We start from the raw sequence: 20,028 nt of genomic DNA on the forward strand, positions 1-20,028 counted from the left end.
TAAAAAGCGATTGATGAGGTGTTTATATGGGTGAATGAACTAAAATCAAGTCCAAAGCCAAATTCCGCAGCCCATTATTTTGATGCGTTTAAGTTTATTCTTGTCACTTTCAGCTAAACGTTTGGTTTCGTATGGGCCTAAGCGCACTTTATACCAAATACCATTGCTGCCCTCAGTTTTCTTAACTTCGGCAACTAAGCCGGCAAAAGCGATTTTAGCTTTTAATGTTTGTGCTTGCTCTAATGTTCTAAAAGAGCCGCATTGCATGACATACGGGCCTTTTTGTTCAATCTCTTTTACTTCAACCTGAACTTCGTGCTCTTTAATCTCTTTGATAAATTCAGGTGTCTTAGGTGGTGGAATAACTACTTCTTCTTTTTTAGTAGGATTTGCTTGCTGCTCTACTAACTCAGGATCAGCATTATGTTTGATATACCATAGGCCGTAACCAAACCCGCCTACTAAGATAAGCGCAATTAAAACAAGAATAATAGGGAAAGGCTTTTTCGCCGGGGCTTGTTTTTTATTATTTCGATTTGCTGGTTTTTTATTTATGTAATCGTGCTGTGCCATGACTCTTAATTGGCCTTTAAATCATATCTATAGGATCGACATCTAAGCTCCAACGCACCTTTTGCGCTAATTTACTGGTACTTATATAGTCGACCATTTGCGCTAAATATTGGTGTAAGTGGGAGCGTTCCTGCGCCTGAATATGTAACTGAAAGCGATATTTACCTGCCACACGTTCTAGTGGTGCGGGTATCGGACCGAGCAATTGTATACCAGATACGTTCTGGACAGGAACCAAATCAGTTAAAAAATCCATCACTTGATTTATGTTATGTCCTTCGGCACGCACCATAGCCATATTTGTGATTGGTGGAAGTTGCGCGTCTTCTCGTTCTGTCAGTGCGTAACGGGCAAAATCTTGGTAACCATTATTAACTAAGTCTTGCAGTAGCGGGTGCTCAGGAAAGTGAGTTTGTAATAATACTTGCCCAGGTTCACCACTGCGACCTGCACGGCCTGCCACTTGCGTAACAAGTTGCGCTAAATGTTCAGTGGCGCGAAAGTCACACGAATATAATCCACTGTCGACATCTAGGATTAAAACAAGGCTAACATCGGCAAAGTGGTGGCCTTTTGCCAACATTTGCGTGCCAACTAAGATGCGCGCACCGCCTTGGTTAATATCATCAAGGGCTTTTTCTAAGCTGCCTTTACGACGAGTTGAATCTCGGTCGATACGACTAATCGGAATGTCAGGGAAGGTTTGTGTTAAAAACTCTTCGATTTGTTCAGTGCCTTTGCCATTTGGAAAAATCTGCGTACTGCCACAATCAGGGCATTGATGAGGCACTTGGTGTTGTTCACCACAGTGGTGACAAATCATCTGGCCAATGGCTTTATGAAAGGTTGCACTGGTGCTGCAACGTGAGCACTCACTTAGCCAACCGCACTCATGGCATATGAGGGTAGGCGAAAAACCACGACGGTTTAAAAACACCATCACTTGCTTACCACGTTCTAAATGCTGGCGCATATAGGCAAGGCTGGCATGGGCAATCCCTGCTTGCTCAGGCTGACCTTTCATGTCCATTAATTGGAACTGGTTATCAGTACTGGTTTGGGCCCGTTCAGTGAGGCTCAACAGCTGATATTTGTTATTAATTGCTTTATGTAAGGTCTCAAGTGCTGGTGTGGCACTACCTAAAACCAGAGGAATATTATGCTGGTATGCCCTATAAGCGGCTAGGTCTCTAGCATGATAGCGAAGTGTATCTTGTTGCTTAAACGAACTGTCGTGCTCTTCATCAACTATGATCATGCCAAGAGATAAAAAGGGCAAGAAAATACTCGAACGTGTGCCGATCACTATAGCGCAGCTGCCTTTTTCACAAAAACGCCAGGTCTGTAAGCGTTCGTTATCTGTTAGGGCTGAGTGCCATAGCATAATTGGTGTATCAGGAAAGCGACGACGAAAACGGTTGACTGTTTGTGGTGTTAAGCCAATTTCAGGCACTAATACTAAGGCTTGCTGACCTTTTTTCAGTACTTCTTCTAGGCATTGCAAATACACTTCGGTTTTACCACTGCCGGTAACCCCTTCAAGCAAAAAGCTGGTAAAGCCACGAGCTTGGTTAATGCTGGTGCAGGCAACAGCTTGCTCTTTATTAAGCACCGGCTTGCTACCAACAGTCGGCGCGCGTTGCTGCCATTGGTTATCATGTTCAATAAACTGAGTGATCAGTTCTTTATCGAGCAGACTGTCGATGGTTTTTTTGGTAAATCCGAGCGCTTTTAATTCTGTGACCGATGACTTGCCCGACTCGGCTAGCTGTTTTAATAAACTTAACTGAGTTTTTGCTTTTAATGACGGCAGTTTTGCCCCTTTATCAGTTAATTCAACCATATTAATGCTGGTTTTATCTGGGCATTCGCCTTGCCTTAAAGCCGCCGGAAGTGCTGTATGAATGGTTTCTCCCAATGGGTAACAGTAGTAGCGTGCTGTGAATTTAAGTAACGCTAAATGTTGCTCAGATAACACTGGCGTGTCGTCTATAACATCAATAATCGGCTTGATTTTGTCAGCGGGAACATCGGTTGATGTTTTAAGAGCCAGTACCACGGCAACCTTTTTTTGACTACCAAATGGCACGCGAACTCGCATACCTGGCTTTAACTCAGGGCTATGCAGCAGCTGTTCAACTTTATAATCGAAGGTACGCTGTAAAGGGACTTTTATGGCAACTTCTACAAAGTGCATAACAACTCAACTGAAACAAAGATAGAAAGATAATGTACTAAAATTGCAGTTAAAAACCTACCAACAAATACTGAACAACAGACCACTTGGTTATTTTTTTAGCGAAAGATGTATTTAAAGCTTGTCGTAAGGCTTCTTGAGCTATAAAATACGCGGCCTATTAATTGTATTAACTGCGTATGGTGCCAGACTTCGGGTTTGGAGAGCGATACGGCCTTAACTAGAGGTTCCCTATGAAAGAAGGTATTCACCCTAAGTACGAAGCTATCACTGCAACTTGTTCATGTGGTAACAAATTCGAAACTAGCTCAACTCTTTGTAAAGACATCCACTTAGACGTATGTTCTGAGTGTCACCCGTTTTACACTGGTAAGCAAAAGATTTTAGACACTGGCGGCCGTGTTGATCGTTTCAACAAGCGCTTCGGTGCACTTAGCAGCAAGAAGTAATCTCTGCTGTTTAGTTAAAAAAAGCACCTTAGGGTGCTTTTTTTATGCCTAAAATTCACAAAACTCATTATTAACGCTGCCACTTACTTATCATCTTCACTTATGTATCTTGCATAACTATTTCTGGCTGTTATGCCCATTATGTCGCTATTTTTGCAGACAAAGTGCCACCCCTTGGCTATATTCTTTGTTGTATAAACTTTCATAAAAGTTATTAAAAATAATAAATTTAAATAACTTTGTTAGTAAATGCTGTGAACTTCGTTGAAATAGCTGTTTTGGGCTAATTTCGGCTAATTGCAGTGTACGTGCGTATAAAATACAACAACACGTGCTTAAAAGGTCATAAATAGATGAATTTTTATGTCTGATTAATCGCAACTATGCAAAGAAATTGTTGGGAAATCCTTTAAAATTAAGCGATATAGCATATAACAGGATAGACCTGATAATACTTGGAATTTTTATACATTACAGGTATCGTATTGATGCAAGCTCTCTCACTTTTTAACTTTTTGCAGGATACTATCGCGTTATGTCAGATTTTCGTGAACAAGCATTACATTACCACGCTCACCCCGTTCCAGGTAAAATTAGTGTTGAACTAACCAAGCCAGCCGAAACGGTTAACGATCTCGCTTTAGCTTATAGCCCAGGTGTGGCTGAACCAGTCCGTGAAATTGCTGCTGATCCAGCAAACGCCTATAAATACACAGGCAAAGGCAACATGGTTGCAGTTATTTCAAACGGTACCGCAATTTTAGGTTTAGGTAACTTAGGTCCGCTTGCATCAAAACCTGTAATGGAAGGTAAAGCCTTACTATTCAAACGTTTTGCTGGCCTTGACTCAATTGATATTGAAGTTAAACACCGCACAACAGAAGATTTCATTAATACGGTTGCTAACATCGCTGATACGTTTGGTGGTATCAACCTAGAAGATATTAAAGCACCAGAATGTTTTGAAATCGAAAAAGCGCTTATCGAGCGCTGTGATATTCCCGTTTTCCACGATGACCAACATGGTACCGCTATTGTTACAGCTGCTGGTATGCTTAACGCCCTTGAAGTGCAAGGCAAAGATATCGAAGATGCTATCATCGTATGTTTAGGTGCTGGTGCTGCTGCTGTTGCTTGTATGGAGCTTTTAATTAAGTGTGGCGCACTGCGTGAACACATTTATATGCTTGACCGTAAAGGTGTGATCCATACACGTCGTGATGACTTAAACGAGTATAAGCAATTATTTGCTAACAATACCGATAAGCGTACATTACAAGATGTTATTGCTGATGCTGATGTATTCGTTGGTGTATCAGGTCCTAACCTGTTAAATGCAGACGATCTTAAACTGATGGCAGACAAGCCAGTTGTGTTTGCATGTTCAAACCCAGATCCTGAGATTGCTCCAGAAGTTGCACACAGCGCGCGTAACGATTTAATTATGGCAACGGGTCGTTCAGATTTCCCTAACCAAGTAAATAACGTGCTTTGTTTCCCATTCATTTTCCGTGGCGCGTTAGATGTTCGTGCAACGGCAATTAATGATGAAATGAAAATTGCTGCAGTTCATGCTATTCGTGGCATCGCGAAAGAGCCTGTACCAAGTGAAGTATTAAAAGCGGCTGGCGTTGAGTCACTTGAGTTTGGTGCCGAGTACATCATTCCTAAGCCTATGGATCCGCGTTTATTACCACGTATTGCACGTGCTGTTGCTGAAGCGGCAGTAGAGTCGGGTGTGGCGCAAATCGATATGCCAGAAGATTACATGCGTTAAACTTAATTAGCCTTAGGTATAACGCTCAATAAAAAACTCAGCCTAGGCTGAGTTTTTTTATATCTGCGATTATCGGCGGTGATCCGATGGCCGAAATACTTATTCTGAATCAAGCACTGGGATATCTAATCCCATTTCTTGCATAATTCTTTTAACTTCTTCAGGTACCTTTTCAGGGTTGTCTTTACGTAGGTCGTCATCATTTGGTAATGGTTGACCTGTAAAAGCATGTAAGAAAGCTTCACACAATAACTCACTGTTCGTCGCATGACGCAGGTTATTGATCTGGCGGCGTGTACGCTCGTCAGTTAATACTTTTAATACGTTAAGTGGGATTGATACGGTAATCTTTTTTACTTGTTCTGATTTTTTACCGTGTTCTGCATATGGGTGAATGTATTCACCGTTCCATTTAGCCATAAGTTGTTTCGTTGCCTCGGTTGTCAGTGATTTACGCCTTATTCACAGCGCAAGATGCGGAAATTCTATCTCTTTAAAAAAGATAGTCAAATACTAGTTATTTGGCCATCTAGTGGTGTAAATGTATAAACTTCTATGTGTAAGCGATAAATGCTTTGACTTCTCATATTTGATCATCTAACCTTTTAGACGTCTAAACATCCAATTAAAGAATAGGTGATGAAATGAGCGAAAAAAATAAAGCGACGATTGCTGTTCGTCACGGCATTGAAGCCGATAAACATCATGGTGCGGTTGTGCCTCCTTTATACTTATCAACCACCTATTCGTTTGCTGATTTTGATACTAAGCGCCAGTATGACTATGGTCGCAGCGGTAATCCAAATCGCGATATCTTAGCTGAAACCTTAGCTGAACTTGAAGGTGGTGCTAAAGGTATTATCACTGCAACAGGTATGTCTGCTGTGCATTTAGCCACTCAGCTATTAAACAGTGACGACACGTTAGTGATCCCACATGACTGTTATGGCGGTAGTTATCGTTTATTCACCTCGCTTGAAAAGCGTGGCCTGTTAAAACTAAAAGTTTTGGATTTAACTAAATCTGAAAATCTCCAAGAAATTTTAGCGATTAAACCTAAGTTGATTTGGATTGAAACGCCAAGTAACCCAATCTTGCGTTTAACAGATATTAAAGCAATCACTAGTATTGCTAAGCAGTGTGGTGCTTTGGTTGCGGCTGATAACACCTTCTTATCACCTGCATTACAAAACCCAATTGAGTTTGGTGTTGATATTGTTGTGCACTCAACCACTAAATACATCAATGGTCACTCTGATGTAGTGGGCGGTGCAGTGATTGCTGCAACGCAAGAGCTAGGCGACGAGCTTGCTTGGTGGGCGAATAATATCGGTATTACTGGTGCACCATTTGACAGCTACTTAACGCTTCGTGGTTTACGTACTTTAAATGTACGCCTAAAGCAGCACCAAGAAAATGCCTTTGCCATTGCTGAGTATTTAGAAAGCTCTCCTTATGTGAGCCAAGTTTATTACCCTGGCCTTGCTTCTCACCCACAACATGAGCTTGCTAAAGCACAGCAACGCGGTTTTGGTGGCATGGTGAGCTTTGATATTAAAGGCGACATCAACGATGCTGCTGCGTTTTTAACAAGCCTTAAAGACTTTAGCCTTGCTGAGTCGTTAGGTGGGGTAGAAAGTTTGATTTGTCACCCTGCAACAATGACCCACGCAGGCATGGAGCCTAAAGCGCGTCTTGAAGCTGGTGTGGGCGATACCTTGATCCGTATTTCTGTAGGCATTGAAGACGTAAAAGATCTCATTGCTGATTTAGACCGTGTTTTCAATTTAGTTAAGCCAGGTCAAGGAGTGCAAGTTACAAAAGCTGAAGCTAAGCAAGCACAGCAAGATACACAACAAAACGCGTCATTTAAGTTAACGCCAGCACATACGGCATTGTGGTAGAAAAATGGTAAATATTGTTCATAAATTTGGTGGCTCAAGCTTAAGCTCGGCAGATCGTTATCATGCGGTAGCGAACATCGTTCTTGCTAATACTGAGCAGGGCGATTGCGTCGTTGTGTCGGCATCGGGTAAAACAACCGATACCCTGGTAAAGCTTTGGCAAAGTTACCAGCAGCAAGATAGCCAAGCTGTTAGCGATATTCTATTGCTTATTGATAACAATCAACGTGCGCTTATTGAGCAGCTACTTATAGGGCAGAATAAACAACAGGCGTTGGCACAGTTAAAAGATGAACTTGCTGTATTAAATGAATTAATTAGTCAGCAGCAGTTACTTGAAGCCCCTTTACTTGCTCATGGTGAAGTGTGGTCGGCGCGGTTATTGGCCGCTTATCTAAATCAGTTAGGTGTCGATTCGCAAGATGTTGATGCAAGGCAGTTATTTACTCTAAATGATGGTCAGCTTTTACATCAAAAAAACCAACAGCAATGCAGTGATGTGATTAGCAGAACACATATCAACGTAGTAACGGGTTTTATAGCTGCAGATTGCCAAGGTAATACGGTGACATTAGGCCGTAATGGCAGTGATTACAGCGCCACTTTGTTAGCGAGTTATACTTTTGCCAAGCAAGTGTCTATCTGGACAGATACACAAGGGGTATTTAGTACTGACCCTCGTAAAGTTAAAAATGCGGTTAAGTACGCCAAGGTATGCCGCGAACAAGCTAACTTATTAGCGCGTTTAGGTAACCCAGTATTGCATGCAAAAACTTTGTCGCCGTTAAAAGACTCAGAAATTAAATTAGTGGTAAGAAGTAGCTTTGATTGTGATGCAACGCCAACCGAGGTAGTAAAAGAAGGTTATAGTAAAGCAAAACGTTTTATTACGACCTTAGATAACATCGATTTATTACGGGTTGATAAACTAAGCAGTGGTGAAGTCGGTGAGCTTAGTCAGTTAATTCAACACAGCCTGCACCACTTTACTAAAGAGGGCGATACTTACTTGTTAGTGCCAGGTCAAAGCACTCACCAAGTTGTCAGCCACTTAGCGGGCCGTGCTAATATTGTCGAGTCTAATTTAAGTGGTTGTGCAGTGGTTGCCCCAACCGCTGATGTATCTGCGCTAACAGAGCAAGCCACAGCGCTTTTAAAAGAGCAAAGTATTCATCCTCGTTTTGTACAACAAGACGATAACTATGTGTTGATCTTAAACGATCAGGCAATTGATAGTGATGTTTTAACTCTTCTACATGACAAGCTGGTAAACAAAGGTCAAGAGTTGGCCATTATCGTTGCTGGCCTTGGTAATGTGGGCGAAGTGTTCTTATCGCAACTACAAGCTCAGTTTGCGCGTTTATCTGCTCAGTACAAAGTAAAAGTAGTTGCTCTTTTACGCTCTAAACAAATGCTTTTTAGTGCCAGTGGTTTAAATACTGAAACATGGCAAGAGCAGTGGCATAACGAAGCGCAAAGCTACGACAAAGCTGAGTTATTAGCACGTATCAATGAACTAGATTATGAGCACAAAGTGGTGATTGATATCACTGCCAGTGAGGCATTTAGCCAGTTGTATCCTGATTTTGTTGAACTTAACTGTCATTTGATCAGTGCAAACAAATATGCGGGTACTGCTGCGAATGGTTGGTATCAAAACCTACGCACTAATTTGGCTGAGCGAAGCTTGCTGTGGCGTTATAACACCAGTGTGGGTGCAGGTTTACCGATTAACTTTGCTTTAGCTGATTTGCAAAATAGCGGAGACAGCATTAACCGCATTGAAGGGGTATTCTCGGGTACTTTATCTTGGTTATGTAGCAGTTATGATGGCAGTGTGCCGTTTTCAGATTTAGTGCTTCAAGCTCAGCAAATGGGCTATACAGAGCCAGATCCTCGTGAAGATTTATCTGGCCGTGATATGCAGCGCAAACTGCTAATTTTAGCGCGTGACTTAGGCCTTGATTTAGAGCTTGATGATATTGCTTTAACACCTCTGATGCCTGAACAGCTTGCATCAGGAAGCTGGCAAGATTTCCTTGCAAACAAACAGCTACTTGATGAATTCATGACAGAAAAAGCAGCCCAAGCTGCGGCGGAAGATAAAGTGGTGCGCTACACCGGTGCTATAACACTCGTAGATGGTAAGGTTCAGGCTCAAGTTGGTTTAGTCAATGTTGGCAAAGATGATGTACTAGCAAGCCTTAAACCGGGCGATAACATCTTTGTGATCAATTCACAGTGGTATACAGATAATGCATTGGTGATCCAGGGTCCAGGAGCGGGTAAAGAAGTCACTGCCGCTGGGGTGCACTCAGACCTATATTGGCTGGTAAATAACCTAAAGTAATTTTGCTGATCTTAGTTTAAATAGCTAAGCAAAAAGCGCCCCAAGGGCGCTTTTTTATGTCTTATAGCAACTTAGTTATTTAGAACAACTCTTCCTCTGTGCTGAGCTTTTCTTCAAATACGTCTGTTGGTTGATCGAGTACGTACTTAGTTGGTGCAGTGCCTTTAATGAAGTATTCAAAACGACTGGTGTAATCATTTTTGTGACTCAATAGACCTGTTGCTAAGTCGATTCGAACCGATACTAAACCTTCAGGAAGCTCAATAGGTGCTTCTGGCATTCCATCAAGGGCTGCACGCATAAAGTCGACCCATGCAGGTTGCGCGGTTTTAGCGCCGGATTCTGCACCTGATATTTGCGATTTATCGAGGTTACTATTGTAAGTCGAGCGGCCTAGCGCTTTTCCAGGGTTATCAAAACCAACCCAGACCGAAGTCATTACATTGCGATTAAAGCCGCTAAACCAAGTATCTACCGAATCATTAGTGGTACCTGTTTTACCAGCTAAATCACGACGGTCAAGCGCCTGTGCACGCCAACCTGTACCACTCCAGCCTGTTTTGTGAGTCCAGCTGCCACCACCCCAAATTGCGCTGTGCATAGCTTGCGAAATTAAAAATGCATTTTGCTTAGAAATGATACGAGGCGCACAGCGAGGTGTGTTCGTTATCTCTGCTTCAGTAAAACTCTGTTGATTCTGGTTAAGAGATGCAAACTCAGGGGTTACAGTTTGCTTAGGCGCATCACAAGCAAGTTCAGGCTCTGTTTTAAATAAAACAGTACCCGCCGAATCCTGAATCTCAGAGATAAAGTAAGGGGTTATCAAATGACCGCCATTGGCGAATGTACTCATACCGCGGGCTAGTTCAAGTGGAGTGATTGAAGCGCTACCGAGTGCGAGTGATTCACTGCGGTTAATATCGTTATTCAAAAAGCCAAACTTAAGCAAATGATCGGCTGTACGCTCAAGGCCAACACCACGTAATAGGCGCACCGAGATTACGTTCTTCGATTGTGCGAGTGCTCTGCGAATACGTATAGGACCATTATAAACCGCTGGGCTGTTCTTAGGGCGCCATGCCACACCTTGGCTTTTATCCCATTGATTAATTGGCGCATCATTCAAAATAGAAGCAAGCGTATAGCCATTCTCAAGTGCCGCTGAATAAATAAATGGCTTAATGTTTGAGCCTACTTGGCGTTTTGCTTGAACTGCGCGATTGTATTGGCTTTGTTCAAAGCTATAACCACCGACAATCGCTTTAATACGACCATCTTGCGGATCAAGTGAAACAAGTGCGCTCGATGCTTCTGGTACTTGGCTAAGGATATAGCTTTCATCTGCATTTTTACGCAGCCAAATTTGCGCTCCCGCTGATAAAATTTCGGTAGCTGTTTTTGGTGCAAAGCTTTGACGGTAACGCGTAATATATTTACGCGCCCATTTTAGACCATCCCACTCAACAGTGACTTGTTCACCGCTTTTTAATAGCACATCAATTGATTGTTCAGCGACGTTGGTGACAACACCTGCTAATAACGGACCAAATTCTTTGACATCTTTTAATTTAGATAAGATCTCTTCTTGGCTAAGAGGGCTTTCATTTTCGCTGTCCCATAACTGAGCCGCAGCACCACGGAAGCCATGACGCATATCGTAAGCGTGTAGGTTATCAACAATCGCATCTTGAGCTGCCTGTTGAATGTTAGAGTCAACGCTGGTGTAAACTTTAAAACCAGTATTATAGGCGCGCTCGTGACCATAACGAGCTACCATTTCAGCACGAACCATCTCTGAAATATACGGGGCATAGACTTCAATTTCTGCGCCGTGAAATTTTGCAGTAATAGGTGCGTTAATAGCCTCTTCGTATTCACTCTGTGTAATATACTTTTCGGTATACATACGGCCTAGTACAACGTTGCGACGTGCCTTTGCGCGAACTGGGTTACGAATAGGGTTAAGTGCAGAAGGTGCTTTAGGTAGGCCTGCAATCATCGCCATTTGCGCTAAAGTTAACTCGTTTAAATCTTTGCCATAGTAAACTTGCGCAGCTGCACCAATACCAAAGGCGCGATTACCCAATTCGATTTTGTTTAAGTATAATTCGAGAATTTCGTCCTTAGTTAAAATACTTTCAATGTGAAGAGCTATGAAGATCTCTTTAACTTTACGGATATATGCTTTTTCTCGGGTTAAGAAGAAGTTACGGGCAAGCTGCATGGTTATCGTACTTGCGCCTTGTTTCTTTTCACCGGTAGATATGAGTACAATGGCTGAGCGAACTATACCAATTGGATCAATGCCAATATGTTCATAAAAGCGATTATCTTCTGTTGCTAATATTGCATCGATTAATGGTTGGGGTATTTGATCTATTGTTACTGGAATGCGGCGTTTTTCACCAAATTGATTGATCAATAAGCCATCTCGTGAGAAAACTTGCATAGGTGTCTGTAACTGAACGTCTTTTAAAACCTGAACGCTAGGAATGTCGGGTTTAACGTAATAGTATAGACCAACTAAAGTGATTAGTCCTAAGAATGAGCAGATGATAATAAATTGTAAAGTTCGCTTTAATAAAATCACTTATATTTTCCCTAAATGGACTCCCAATTAGAATCGGAGACTGCTAGTATATATTGATTAAAAAATGAATAATATTTTTTCAGATAAAAATTATAACTTGTTTATTATTAAAACAAAGGCCAAGTTGCAAACATGCTAAGTCAGCTATTTAAAAAGCCTTCATCTATGATGGTAGGGATCGACATCGGATCACACTGTATAAAGGCAGTGTTATTGCAGGAGACAGACGCTGGTTTGCGGCTTGAAGCACTAGCTATTGAACCTATGCCTAAAGGCGCTATGTCTGAACGTTCTATTCAAGACATAGAAGCAATAGGTAATGTTATCGCGAAATTAAAAAGAAAAATACCTAAATCCGTACAACGCGCTGCTGTTGCAGTGTCTGGGCAAACCGTGATCACAAAAGTAATTTTTATGGATGTATCATTAACTGATGCTGAACTTGAGTCACAAATTGCTATTGAAGCAGACAGCTTAATTCCTTACCCCCTCGACGAAGTTAATATCGATTTCGAAAAACTGGCTATTAACGAAGCGGATCCAAGTAAAGTTAATGTACTTCTTTCGGCAGCGCGAACTGAAAGTGTGCAAGCTCGTGTAGGTGCTCTTGAAACAGCTAACTTAAAAGCGGCAGTGGTCGATGTAGAAAGTTATGCCCTCAGCCGAGTAATGGATGTTTACTATCAACAGTTGCCAAGCGATGCTTACAATAAGTGTGTCGCTGTGGTTGATATTGGTGCTGTTCTGATGTTGGTTAGTGTGGTGCAAGAGGGTGAAACAATTTATACCCGTGACCAAGTATTTGGCGGCGATCAATATACTAATAGTATCGTTGCATATTACAACAAGAGCTTTGATGAAGCTGAAATAGGTAAAACAACTGGGGATTTACCACCAAATTATACTTTTGAGGTGTTAGCGCCATTCCAAACATCACTATTGCAGCAAGTAAGACGCGCAGTACAAATGTTCTTAACAACCAGTGGTAAAGAGCAAGTTGACTATATTGTTCTAACGGGTGGCACAGCTATGATTGATGGCCTTGACAGGCTTTTAATTGAAGAATTGGGAATCCATACGGTGGTTGCTGAGCCATTTGCAAACATTGAAATCTCCGCAAAAGTGGATCGGAATATGCTGCAGCGTCACCGAACTCAGTTTGCAATAGCCACAGGACTGGCATTAAGGAGCTTTTCATCATGCCACATATAAATTTACTGCCCTGGCGAGAACAGCAAAGAAAAGACTCACAGAATAAATTTATAACTGTGCTTTTTTCTGTTGTTGTTGTCAGCTTTATCAGTATGTATCTACTGAGCTCTTTTTACAGCGGCCTTCGTCAAGGCCAAGATGCAAAGAATAACTTTTTAAATACTGAGATCGCTCTTTTGAATCAACGTATTAGGGAAATTAATGAGCTTGATAAAAAGAAAGAAAACTTACAGCAACGAATGCGTTTAATTGAAGAGCTGCAAAGTAGTCGTAACTTAGGTACACAAATCATGGATGAAGTTGCGAAAATAGTCCCTGCAGGTGTCTATTTGACTAAGTTGGAGCGCCGTGGTGACCAAATTCATGTAACAGGTCGTAGCGAATCGAATAACCGCTTATCGACCATGCTACGTCAAGTTCAAAGTTCTTATTTACTAGAGCGCCCAGTAATGCAAGGCATTGTTGCAGGTGAGCAGACATCAAGGCTATTAAGTGACTTTAATATGGATTTTTATGTTAAACCGTTTGATCAGATAGGTGAGGCGCGTAATGAACCTTGATATCAAATCGTTAACTGAAATAGATTGGAATGAAATAGAGCTCGAAAACATGGGTGATTGGCCCATTGCTGTAAAAGCGTTATGTTGTGCTTTTGTAGCTGCAATCGTGTTGTATTTTAGTTATAGCCTATTGGTGTCTGATGAGATTGCCAGCTATCACAGTGCCGTAGCAAAAGAAACTGAGTTGCGTAACACTTACAAGCAAAAATATGCTTTAGCGAGCAACTTAGAACTGTATCGCCAACAAATGGTAGAAATGGAAGAGAAATTTTCTCAACTATTGAAGCGCTTACCTACCTCGAATGAAACACCTGGGTTGCTTGATGATTTATCTTATGTTGGAACGACAAGTGGTTTAACCTTCTTAAAAATTGGTTGGTTACCTGAAATTGAAAAAGAATTTTATACAGAGCTACCGATAAAAATTGAGGTGGTGGGTACTTACCATGAATTCGGTGAATTCGTCGGCAAAGTAGCACAATTACCGCGTATTGTTAGTTTGCATGATTTTACAATTCAAACTTTAGGTAATGGCGAACTTACTTTTAGTGTTGTAGCCAAAACATATCGTTACGAGGGGGGCACTAAAAAATGAAGAAGCTTTCCTTAGTTATATTAATGAGCTTTGCGTTAGCCGCTTGTAATGATGATACTGCTGAGCAAAAAGAGTTTATCGATCAGGTAAAAGCTAGCACAACGCCGAAAGTTGAACCGATCCCACAGATAGCGCAATTTGAATATTTTGAATACAGTGCAGGTAGACTTCGCAGCCCATTTGTTGCTCCGAAGCCTGAGATTATTCAAAATAACCTTGTGCAGGTGAAGAACTGTCTTCATCCAGATCCAAATCGAGTTCGCCAACCTCTTGAGAAATACCCACTAGATAATTTGCTTATGAAAGGTACCATAGGCCGAGCTGGCAATACTTGGGCACTCATCAAAGCGGCAGATGAAACGCTTTATCGCGTAACCGTAGGTAATTACATTGGTTTGTATCATGGTGAAATAAAAGAAGTGCACGACAATTACATAGAATTATTAGAATTAATCCCTGATGGGGCTGGTTGTTGGAAAGAGCGTCTGACAAAGCTAGAAATGTTAGAGGCGGATACAAATGGTGCAAGTTAATCTTATGAAAGGTAAAAAAAATATGCATAAAGGAATGGCTTGGTTTAAAAACATGCATAAGTTCATGTTAGCTGCACTTGCTTTTTTAATAGCGCAGTCAGCAGTTGCGGCACCTTTACTATATGATGTGCGTTATAACCCATTAATGAAAGGCGAAACACAACTACAGCTTGTGTTTGATGAGGCACTGACATTCGAACCAAAAGTCCAGGTGTATAACTCACCAGCACGCATCGAAATGTTATTCAGTAATGTAGGTGTTGATAATGAAATGCGTGATGTACCTGTGAACCAAGCAGGTATTCAGCATGTAACAAGCACCATGACCGCTGATGGTTTGAAGGTCGTTGTATCGTTAGATAAATTAAAAATCTATAAAACGTTCGCTAAAGATAACATCCTAACGCTGCATGTTTCTGATAACCCAATTAGTGGAGACGAAATAGCGGATCCACTCTCAGCAGCCAATAATTATATAAATACAGTTCAGTCGATAGATTTTCGTCGTGGTGAAAAAGGCGAAGCAAGGCTGTTAGTATTTTTACAAGATACGCAAGCAGCTATAGATGTTCACGAAAGTGGTGGCAAAATTATTGCTGAGTTCCACCATACTGATATTCTCGATGATCTACTTTATCAGCTTGATGTGATGGACTTTGGCACAGTCGTTAGCAATATTGAGACGTTTAAAGAAGGCAATATGACACGTATCGTGGTTGAGCCAAACGCTGCATTTAAATTCACTCATCAGCAAATTGAGAATATTTTTACTTTAACTGTCGAAAAAGATGATACGCAACGCGCTTACCTTGAAGGGGGTATTGAGTATCAAGGACGTCCAATGACGTTAAACTTCCAAGATATTCCCGTGCGTTCAGTACTGCAAATAATCGCAGGTTACAATGAATTTAACTTAGTAACGAGTGATTCTGTTACAGGCAATATTACTTTACGACTAGAAGGAGTCCCTTGGGATCAAGCGCTTGACGTAGTATTGAAAGTGAAAGGCTTAGATAAGCGCATGGATGGCTCTATTTTAATGGTCGCCCCTTCTGAAGAGTTGGCTGCCCGAGAAGCTAAAGAACTTAAAGCTAAGCAGCAAGTTGAAGACTTAGAACCGCTTTATAGCGAATATATTCGCCTTAACTATGCAAAAGCTGAAGAGTTTGCAGACCTATTGAAAACAGACACAAATAGCATTATCTCAGCGCGAGGAAGTGTTTCTGTTGATAAACGAACGAACACTTTGCTGATCAAAGACACTGCAAAAAGTATTGAAAGTGTGCGTCGTATGGTTGAGACCCTAGACATTCCTGTTAAGCAAGTCGTGATTGAATCACGTATGGTGACAGTGAATGATAATGTGCAAGAAGACTTGGGGGTTCGTTGGGGTATTAGTGACGTAGGAAGCGATGGTGCTATTTCTGGCTCTTTAGAAGGCGCTGGCGGCATGTTTGGTGCGGGCTCTTACGATAATATTCCAAGTATTTCTGATCGCTTAAATGTCAATTTACCGGTTTCAAGCCCTGCGGGTAGTATTGGTGTGCAAGTCGCTAAGTTAGCCAATGGCACTATTTTAGATTTAGAGTTAAGTGCGCTTGAAGAAGAAAACCGCGGCGAAATTATCGCAAGCCCACGCATCACGACGGCTAATCAACAAAAAGCACGTATTGAGCAAGGTACAGAGATCCCGTATGTTGAAGCTGCATCAAGTGGTGCAACAACAGTAACGTTCAAAAAAGCGGTATTGAGCTTAGAAGTAACGCCTCATATCACACCTGACAACAAGGTGATTTTAGACTTAGTAATTACACAAGATACTCGTGGTGATACGGTACAAACGCCAACAGGCTCTGCTGTGGCGATCAATACCCAAGAAATCCAAACCCAAGTATTAGTAGAAAATGGTCAAACAGTGGTGCTTGGTGGTATTTTTCAACAACAAATTGTTAATTCAACTAAGAAAGTACCATTGTTAGGTGATATTCCTTATTTGGGTGTGCTGTTTAAAAGCACGAGTGAATTTAACGAGAAGAAAGAGTTGTTAATCTTCGTAACCCCTAAAATTCAAATTGATTAAGTGATTTTTTCTTAAGCAACGAGCGATTAGCATTTTTAATTGCTCGTAATCTGGCTTTTTATGCTAATTGACTTGAAATACCCAAGCAATTACTGAGATAATCCCCTCCTTAATTTTGGGGCCAGGTCGTTAGGCGGGGTTTTATTTCAAATTTTAGAGTTCGTTTGTACTAAAAAGATATGGCTGAGAAACGTAATATATTTCTAGTGGGCCCTATGGGGGCTGGCAAAAGCACAATTGGTCGTCACATTGCTGACCAATTACACCTTGAATTTTTCGATTCAGATCAAGAGATCGAGCGTCGTACTGGAGCAGACATTGCTTGGGTATTCGATCTTGAGGGTGAAGAGGGCTTTCGACTTCGTGAAGAAACTGTAATTTCAGACCTAACTGAGATGCAAGGTATCGTTCTTGCAACAGGTGGTGGTTCTGTGATCAGTAAAGAAGTACGTAACAAGCTTTCTGCTCGTGGTATTGTTGTATACCTTGAGACACCAATCGAAAAGCAAGTTGCACGCACACAGCGCGACAAGCGTCGCCCATTATTGCAAACAGAAGAAGCACCGCGTGATGTACTAGAGCGCTTAGCTGAAGAACGCGAACCGTTATACAAAGAAGTTGCTGATTTTGTTGTCCGCACTGATGAGCAAAGCGCGAAAGTTGTTGCTAATCAAATCATCGAGAAATTAGATTTTTAAAAACCAATAATAAAAAGGAAACTAGCTATGCTTGAATTAACAGTTAATTTGGACGAGCGAAGTTATCCTATTTATATTGGTCAATCTGCTCTTCAAGAGACTGGTCGGCTGCGCGAGCACATCGGCGACTGTCGACCTATCATTATCACCAACGACACCATTGCACCTTTATATCTTGATAATGTAATGACGTCGTTGGCTGATCTAAACCCGTTATCTTTTACCATCCCTGATGGCGAACAATATAAATCACTTGAGTGGTTTGAAAAGATTTCGGCATTCTTACTTGAACATAACTGTGGCCGCGATACTTGCCTTATTGCCTTAGGTGGCGGTGTGGTGGGTGATCTCACTGGTTTTGTTGCTGCATGTTATCAACGTGGCGTGCCTTTTATTCAAGTGCCAACGACTTTGCTTTCGCAAGTCGATTCATCTGTTGGCGGTAAAACGGCAGTAAACCACCCACTTGGTAAAAACATGATTGGTGCGTTTTACCAACCACAAGCAGTATTTATCGATACGCAATCGCTACATACTTTGCCTGAGCGTGAATTCGCAGCGGGCATGGCTGAAGTGATTAAATATGGCCTTATTTACGACACTGAGTTATTTGCTTACCTTGAGCAAAATATCACTAAACTTAAATCTCTTGATGAACAAACTTTACAGCATGTGATTTATCGCTGTTGTGAAATCAAAGCCTTGATTGTTGCACAAGATGAAAAAGAAGCTGGTTTACGTGCATTACTAAACTTAGGGCACACCTTTGGCCACGCAATTGAAGCGCAAATGGGCTATGGTAATTGGCTACATGGCGAAGCCGTTGCGGCAGGTATGGTACTGGCAGCACGCCTTGCACATACCCGTGATGACTTAAACGCAGCAGAAGTTGAACGCATTATTAAATTGATTGCTGAGTATGATTTACCTGTCGATATTCCGGCAGAAATGACCAGCGAGCAGTTTTTAACGCACATGCGTAAAGATAAGAAAAATAAAAAAGGCACGATTCGCTTTATTCTACCTACCCAATTTGGTCAATGTGCGCTGGTAAGTGATGTTACTGATCAGCAGGTTTGTGATTTAATAGCGCGCTAATGCAATCGCAAATATTGCCTAGCCGTGCTGCGCTAGTTGATCGAATCGCTCTGCAGTTTGAATATGGGCAAAACCTAATTTGCTTACTCGGTCCTTCTGGCCTTGGTAAAAGCTATTTATTAGAAACCTTCATCACGGATAAATACCTCGACTTTAATAAAGCGTTTGTTCAGTTGTCGGGAAAAATGACCGACCAACAGTTTATGACTGAACTGTTAGAACAAAGCTTTAGCAACCCACTAATTGATCACGCTTTAAGTTTGTCTGAAAACTTCTATCAACTTTATAAACAACAGCCTTGTGGTGATTGTTTATGGGTCATTGATGGAGGGCGTCATTTATCTGAAGAGTTAATTCAGCAATTAGAAGTCCTTGCCAAGCAAAGCCCGAGCACGTTATACATACTGATTGCATCACAATCGGCAGGGCAGTTTAGTCAAGCAGTTGAAATCCACTTAGAGTCGCTAAATTTAAGTGAAAGTAAACAGCTCATGCGTTGGTTTTTCGATAACCTCCCTGTTGAAGAAGACCCAGTTTTTCGCACCTTTTTACAAGAAGCGCATGGTAACCCAGCTTTATTACTTGCTTGGCAGCCTGAACAACAAACTGCAGACATTCGCGCACCAGAAAAAAGCTATAAACTGCTTTATTTAATTTTGCTCTTAATCACGACCATGGTGCTGATCATTGGCTTTTTATATAAAGCTGATATGACTGAGTGGTGGAAAGCGCATTACCAGCAGGATACAACGAACTCTGTGGCAACAGCACTGCCTGCAGAAGCAGTAATCAATGCTCGAGTAGAAAGCAAAGAGCTAGTTCTAGAACAAGCTCAAGACGATCTTCAAGCCGAGCAGCAAGTTGCTACTAATGATGAGGACAACACAACTCAGGCAGCTAAGGTGCCAGTTGATAACTCTGCAATAGAAAACCGTGAGAATGAAAGTCATAACAATAACGTGGCTGCGATTGTTGATAGCCTTTTGCCAGCAGAGCGAATAACACAAGAGACTGAGCAACCAACGACAGATGAAGTTATAGCTGCCGTCATCAACGATGCTGAGCAAACCGAGTCTGCCATTGAGCCAGAGCTGCCATTAGTAGGAAATGCGTGGTATTTATCTCAGCCAGATGACAATTTTGTAATCCAATTACTTGCGGTGACTAAAAAAGAGATTAGCGATAAGTTTATTACTGAAAATGGCTTGCAAGGGCAAGTAAATACTTACCAAAGCTTACGGAGTGGTAAGCCGTGGTGGATTGTAACTTATGATAGTTACACCACACTGAATGATGCTAAGAAGGGCGTAACAACACTTTCTGATAATGTGCGTAAAAATCAGCCGTTTTATAAAAAAATAAGTAAAATTAAACAAGAAATCGCTTCACTAAATCAGTAAATTAAAGCTGAT

The 20,028-nt window shown here is 41.5% G+C and carries 16 protein-coding genes; 12 read left to right on the forward strand and 4 right to left on the reverse strand.

Annotation, left to right across the window (positions count from 1 at the left end; all coding sequences use genetic code 11):
• Positions 1-45 precede the first annotated feature (45 nt).
• Together L1266_RS15080 and priA are read right to left on the reverse strand one after the other, a co-directional pair.
• Positions 46-573: an SPOR domain-containing protein gene (locus L1266_RS15080; RefSeq protein WP_130167267.1), complete on the reverse strand. Its 528-nt coding sequence runs from the start codon at positions 571-573 to the stop codon at positions 46-48.
• 16 nt (positions 574-589) lie between these two features.
• Positions 590-2,770: a primosomal protein N' gene (gene priA, locus L1266_RS15085; RefSeq protein ID WP_138599279.1), complete on the reverse strand. Its 2,181-nt coding sequence runs from the start codon at positions 2,768-2,770 to the stop codon at positions 590-592.
• Positions 2,771-3,003: 233 nt separating this feature from the next.
• On the opposite strand from priA, the gene rpmE reads away from it, so the two are divergent.
• Together rpmE and L1266_RS15095 are read left to right on the forward strand one after the other, a co-directional pair.
• Positions 3,004-3,219 carry a 50S ribosomal protein L31 gene (rpmE, locus tag L1266_RS15090; protein WP_036973208.1) on the forward strand — a complete coding sequence of 72 codons (216 nt, stop codon included), beginning with the start codon at positions 3,004-3,006 and terminating at the stop codon, positions 3,217-3,219.
• 535 nt (positions 3,220-3,754) lie between these two features.
• Positions 3,755-4,996, forward strand: a complete 1,242-nt coding sequence (locus L1266_RS15095) for a malic enzyme-like NAD(P)-binding protein (RefSeq protein ID WP_235377823.1) — start codon at positions 3,755-3,757, stop codon at positions 4,994-4,996.
• 99 nt (positions 4,997-5,095) lie between these two features.
• Here the strand turns inward: L1266_RS15095 and metJ are convergent, their stop codons facing one another.
• Positions 5,096-5,416 carry a met regulon transcriptional regulator MetJ gene (gene metJ, locus L1266_RS15100; protein ID WP_036973203.1) on the reverse strand — a complete coding sequence of 107 codons (321 nt, stop codon included), beginning with the start codon at positions 5,414-5,416 and terminating at the stop codon, positions 5,096-5,098.
• Positions 5,417-5,640: 224 nt separating this feature from the next.
• Here metJ and metB point away from each other — a divergent pair, with 224 nt between their 5' ends.
• Positions 5,641-6,900, forward strand: a complete 1,260-nt coding sequence (gene metB, locus L1266_RS15105; RefSeq protein ID WP_235377824.1) for a cystathionine gamma-synthase — start codon at positions 5,641-5,643, stop codon at positions 6,898-6,900.
• A 4-nt stretch (positions 6,901-6,904) separates the two neighbouring features.
• Positions 6,905-9,250: a bifunctional aspartate kinase/homoserine dehydrogenase II gene (gene metL / locus L1266_RS15110; RefSeq protein WP_235377825.1), complete on the forward strand. Its 2,346-nt coding sequence runs from the start codon at positions 6,905-6,907 to the stop codon at positions 9,248-9,250.
• Positions 9,251-9,329: 79 nt separating this feature from the next.
• Here the strand turns inward: metL and L1266_RS15115 are convergent, their stop codons facing one another.
• Positions 9,330-11,840, reverse strand: a complete 2,511-nt coding sequence (locus tag L1266_RS15115; protein WP_235377826.1) for a penicillin-binding protein 1A — start codon at positions 11,838-11,840, stop codon at positions 9,330-9,332.
• Positions 11,841-11,972: 132 nt separating this feature from the next.
• Here L1266_RS15115 and L1266_RS15120 point away from each other — a divergent pair, with 132 nt between their 5' ends.
• The 8 genes from L1266_RS15120 to L1266_RS15155 all read left to right on the forward strand — a co-directional run bounded on the left by L1266_RS15120 (position 11,973) and on the right by L1266_RS15155 (position 20,016).
• Complete coding sequence (locus tag L1266_RS15120) at positions 11,973-13,052, forward strand: pilus assembly protein PilM (protein WP_235377827.1); 1,080 nt, start codon at positions 11,973-11,975, stop codon at positions 13,050-13,052.
• Positions 13,040-13,612: a PilN domain-containing protein gene (locus L1266_RS15125; RefSeq protein WP_054552808.1), complete on the forward strand. Its 573-nt coding sequence runs from the start codon at positions 13,040-13,042 to the stop codon at positions 13,610-13,612. The genes L1266_RS15120 and L1266_RS15125 overlap by 13 nt, the downstream gene beginning before the upstream one ends.
• Entirely contained in the window at positions 13,602-14,207 is a 606-nt protein-coding gene (locus L1266_RS15130) for a type 4a pilus biogenesis protein PilO (protein ID WP_054552807.1), read from the forward strand. Before L1266_RS15125 ends, L1266_RS15130 begins: the two co-directional genes overlap by 11 nt.
• Positions 14,204-14,740, forward strand: a complete 537-nt coding sequence (locus tag L1266_RS15135) for a pilus assembly protein PilP (RefSeq protein WP_054552806.1) — start codon at positions 14,204-14,206, stop codon at positions 14,738-14,740. Before L1266_RS15130 ends, L1266_RS15135 begins: the two co-directional genes overlap by 4 nt.
• A gap of 22 nt (positions 14,741-14,762) precedes the next feature.
• Entirely contained in the window at positions 14,763-16,820 is a 2,058-nt protein-coding gene (locus L1266_RS15140; protein ID WP_371351972.1) for a type IV pilus secretin PilQ, read from the forward strand.
• 179 nt (positions 16,821-16,999) lie between these two features.
• Positions 17,000-17,518 (forward strand): shikimate kinase AroK, encoded by a 519-nt coding sequence (aroK, locus tag L1266_RS15145; protein WP_036973192.1) that lies wholly within the window; start codon positions 17,000-17,002, stop codon positions 17,516-17,518.
• Between the two features lie 27 nt (positions 17,519-17,545).
• The gene (gene aroB / locus L1266_RS15150; RefSeq protein ID WP_166338722.1) at positions 17,546-18,616 is read left to right on the forward strand and encodes a 3-dehydroquinate synthase; all 1,071 of its coding nucleotides are present in this window, start codon (positions 17,546-17,548) and stop codon (positions 18,614-18,616) included.
• Positions 18,616-20,016 (forward strand): AAA family ATPase, encoded by a 1,401-nt coding sequence (locus L1266_RS15155; protein WP_235377828.1) that lies wholly within the window; start codon positions 18,616-18,618, stop codon positions 20,014-20,016. Before aroB ends, L1266_RS15155 begins: the two co-directional genes overlap by 1 nt.
• Positions 20,017-20,028: the final 12 nt, after the last annotated feature.

It is taken from the genome of Pseudoalteromonas sp. Cn5-37 (assembly GCF_021532495.1).
Classification (GTDB): Bacteria; Pseudomonadota; Gammaproteobacteria; order Enterobacterales; family Alteromonadaceae; genus Pseudoalteromonas; species Pseudoalteromonas simplex.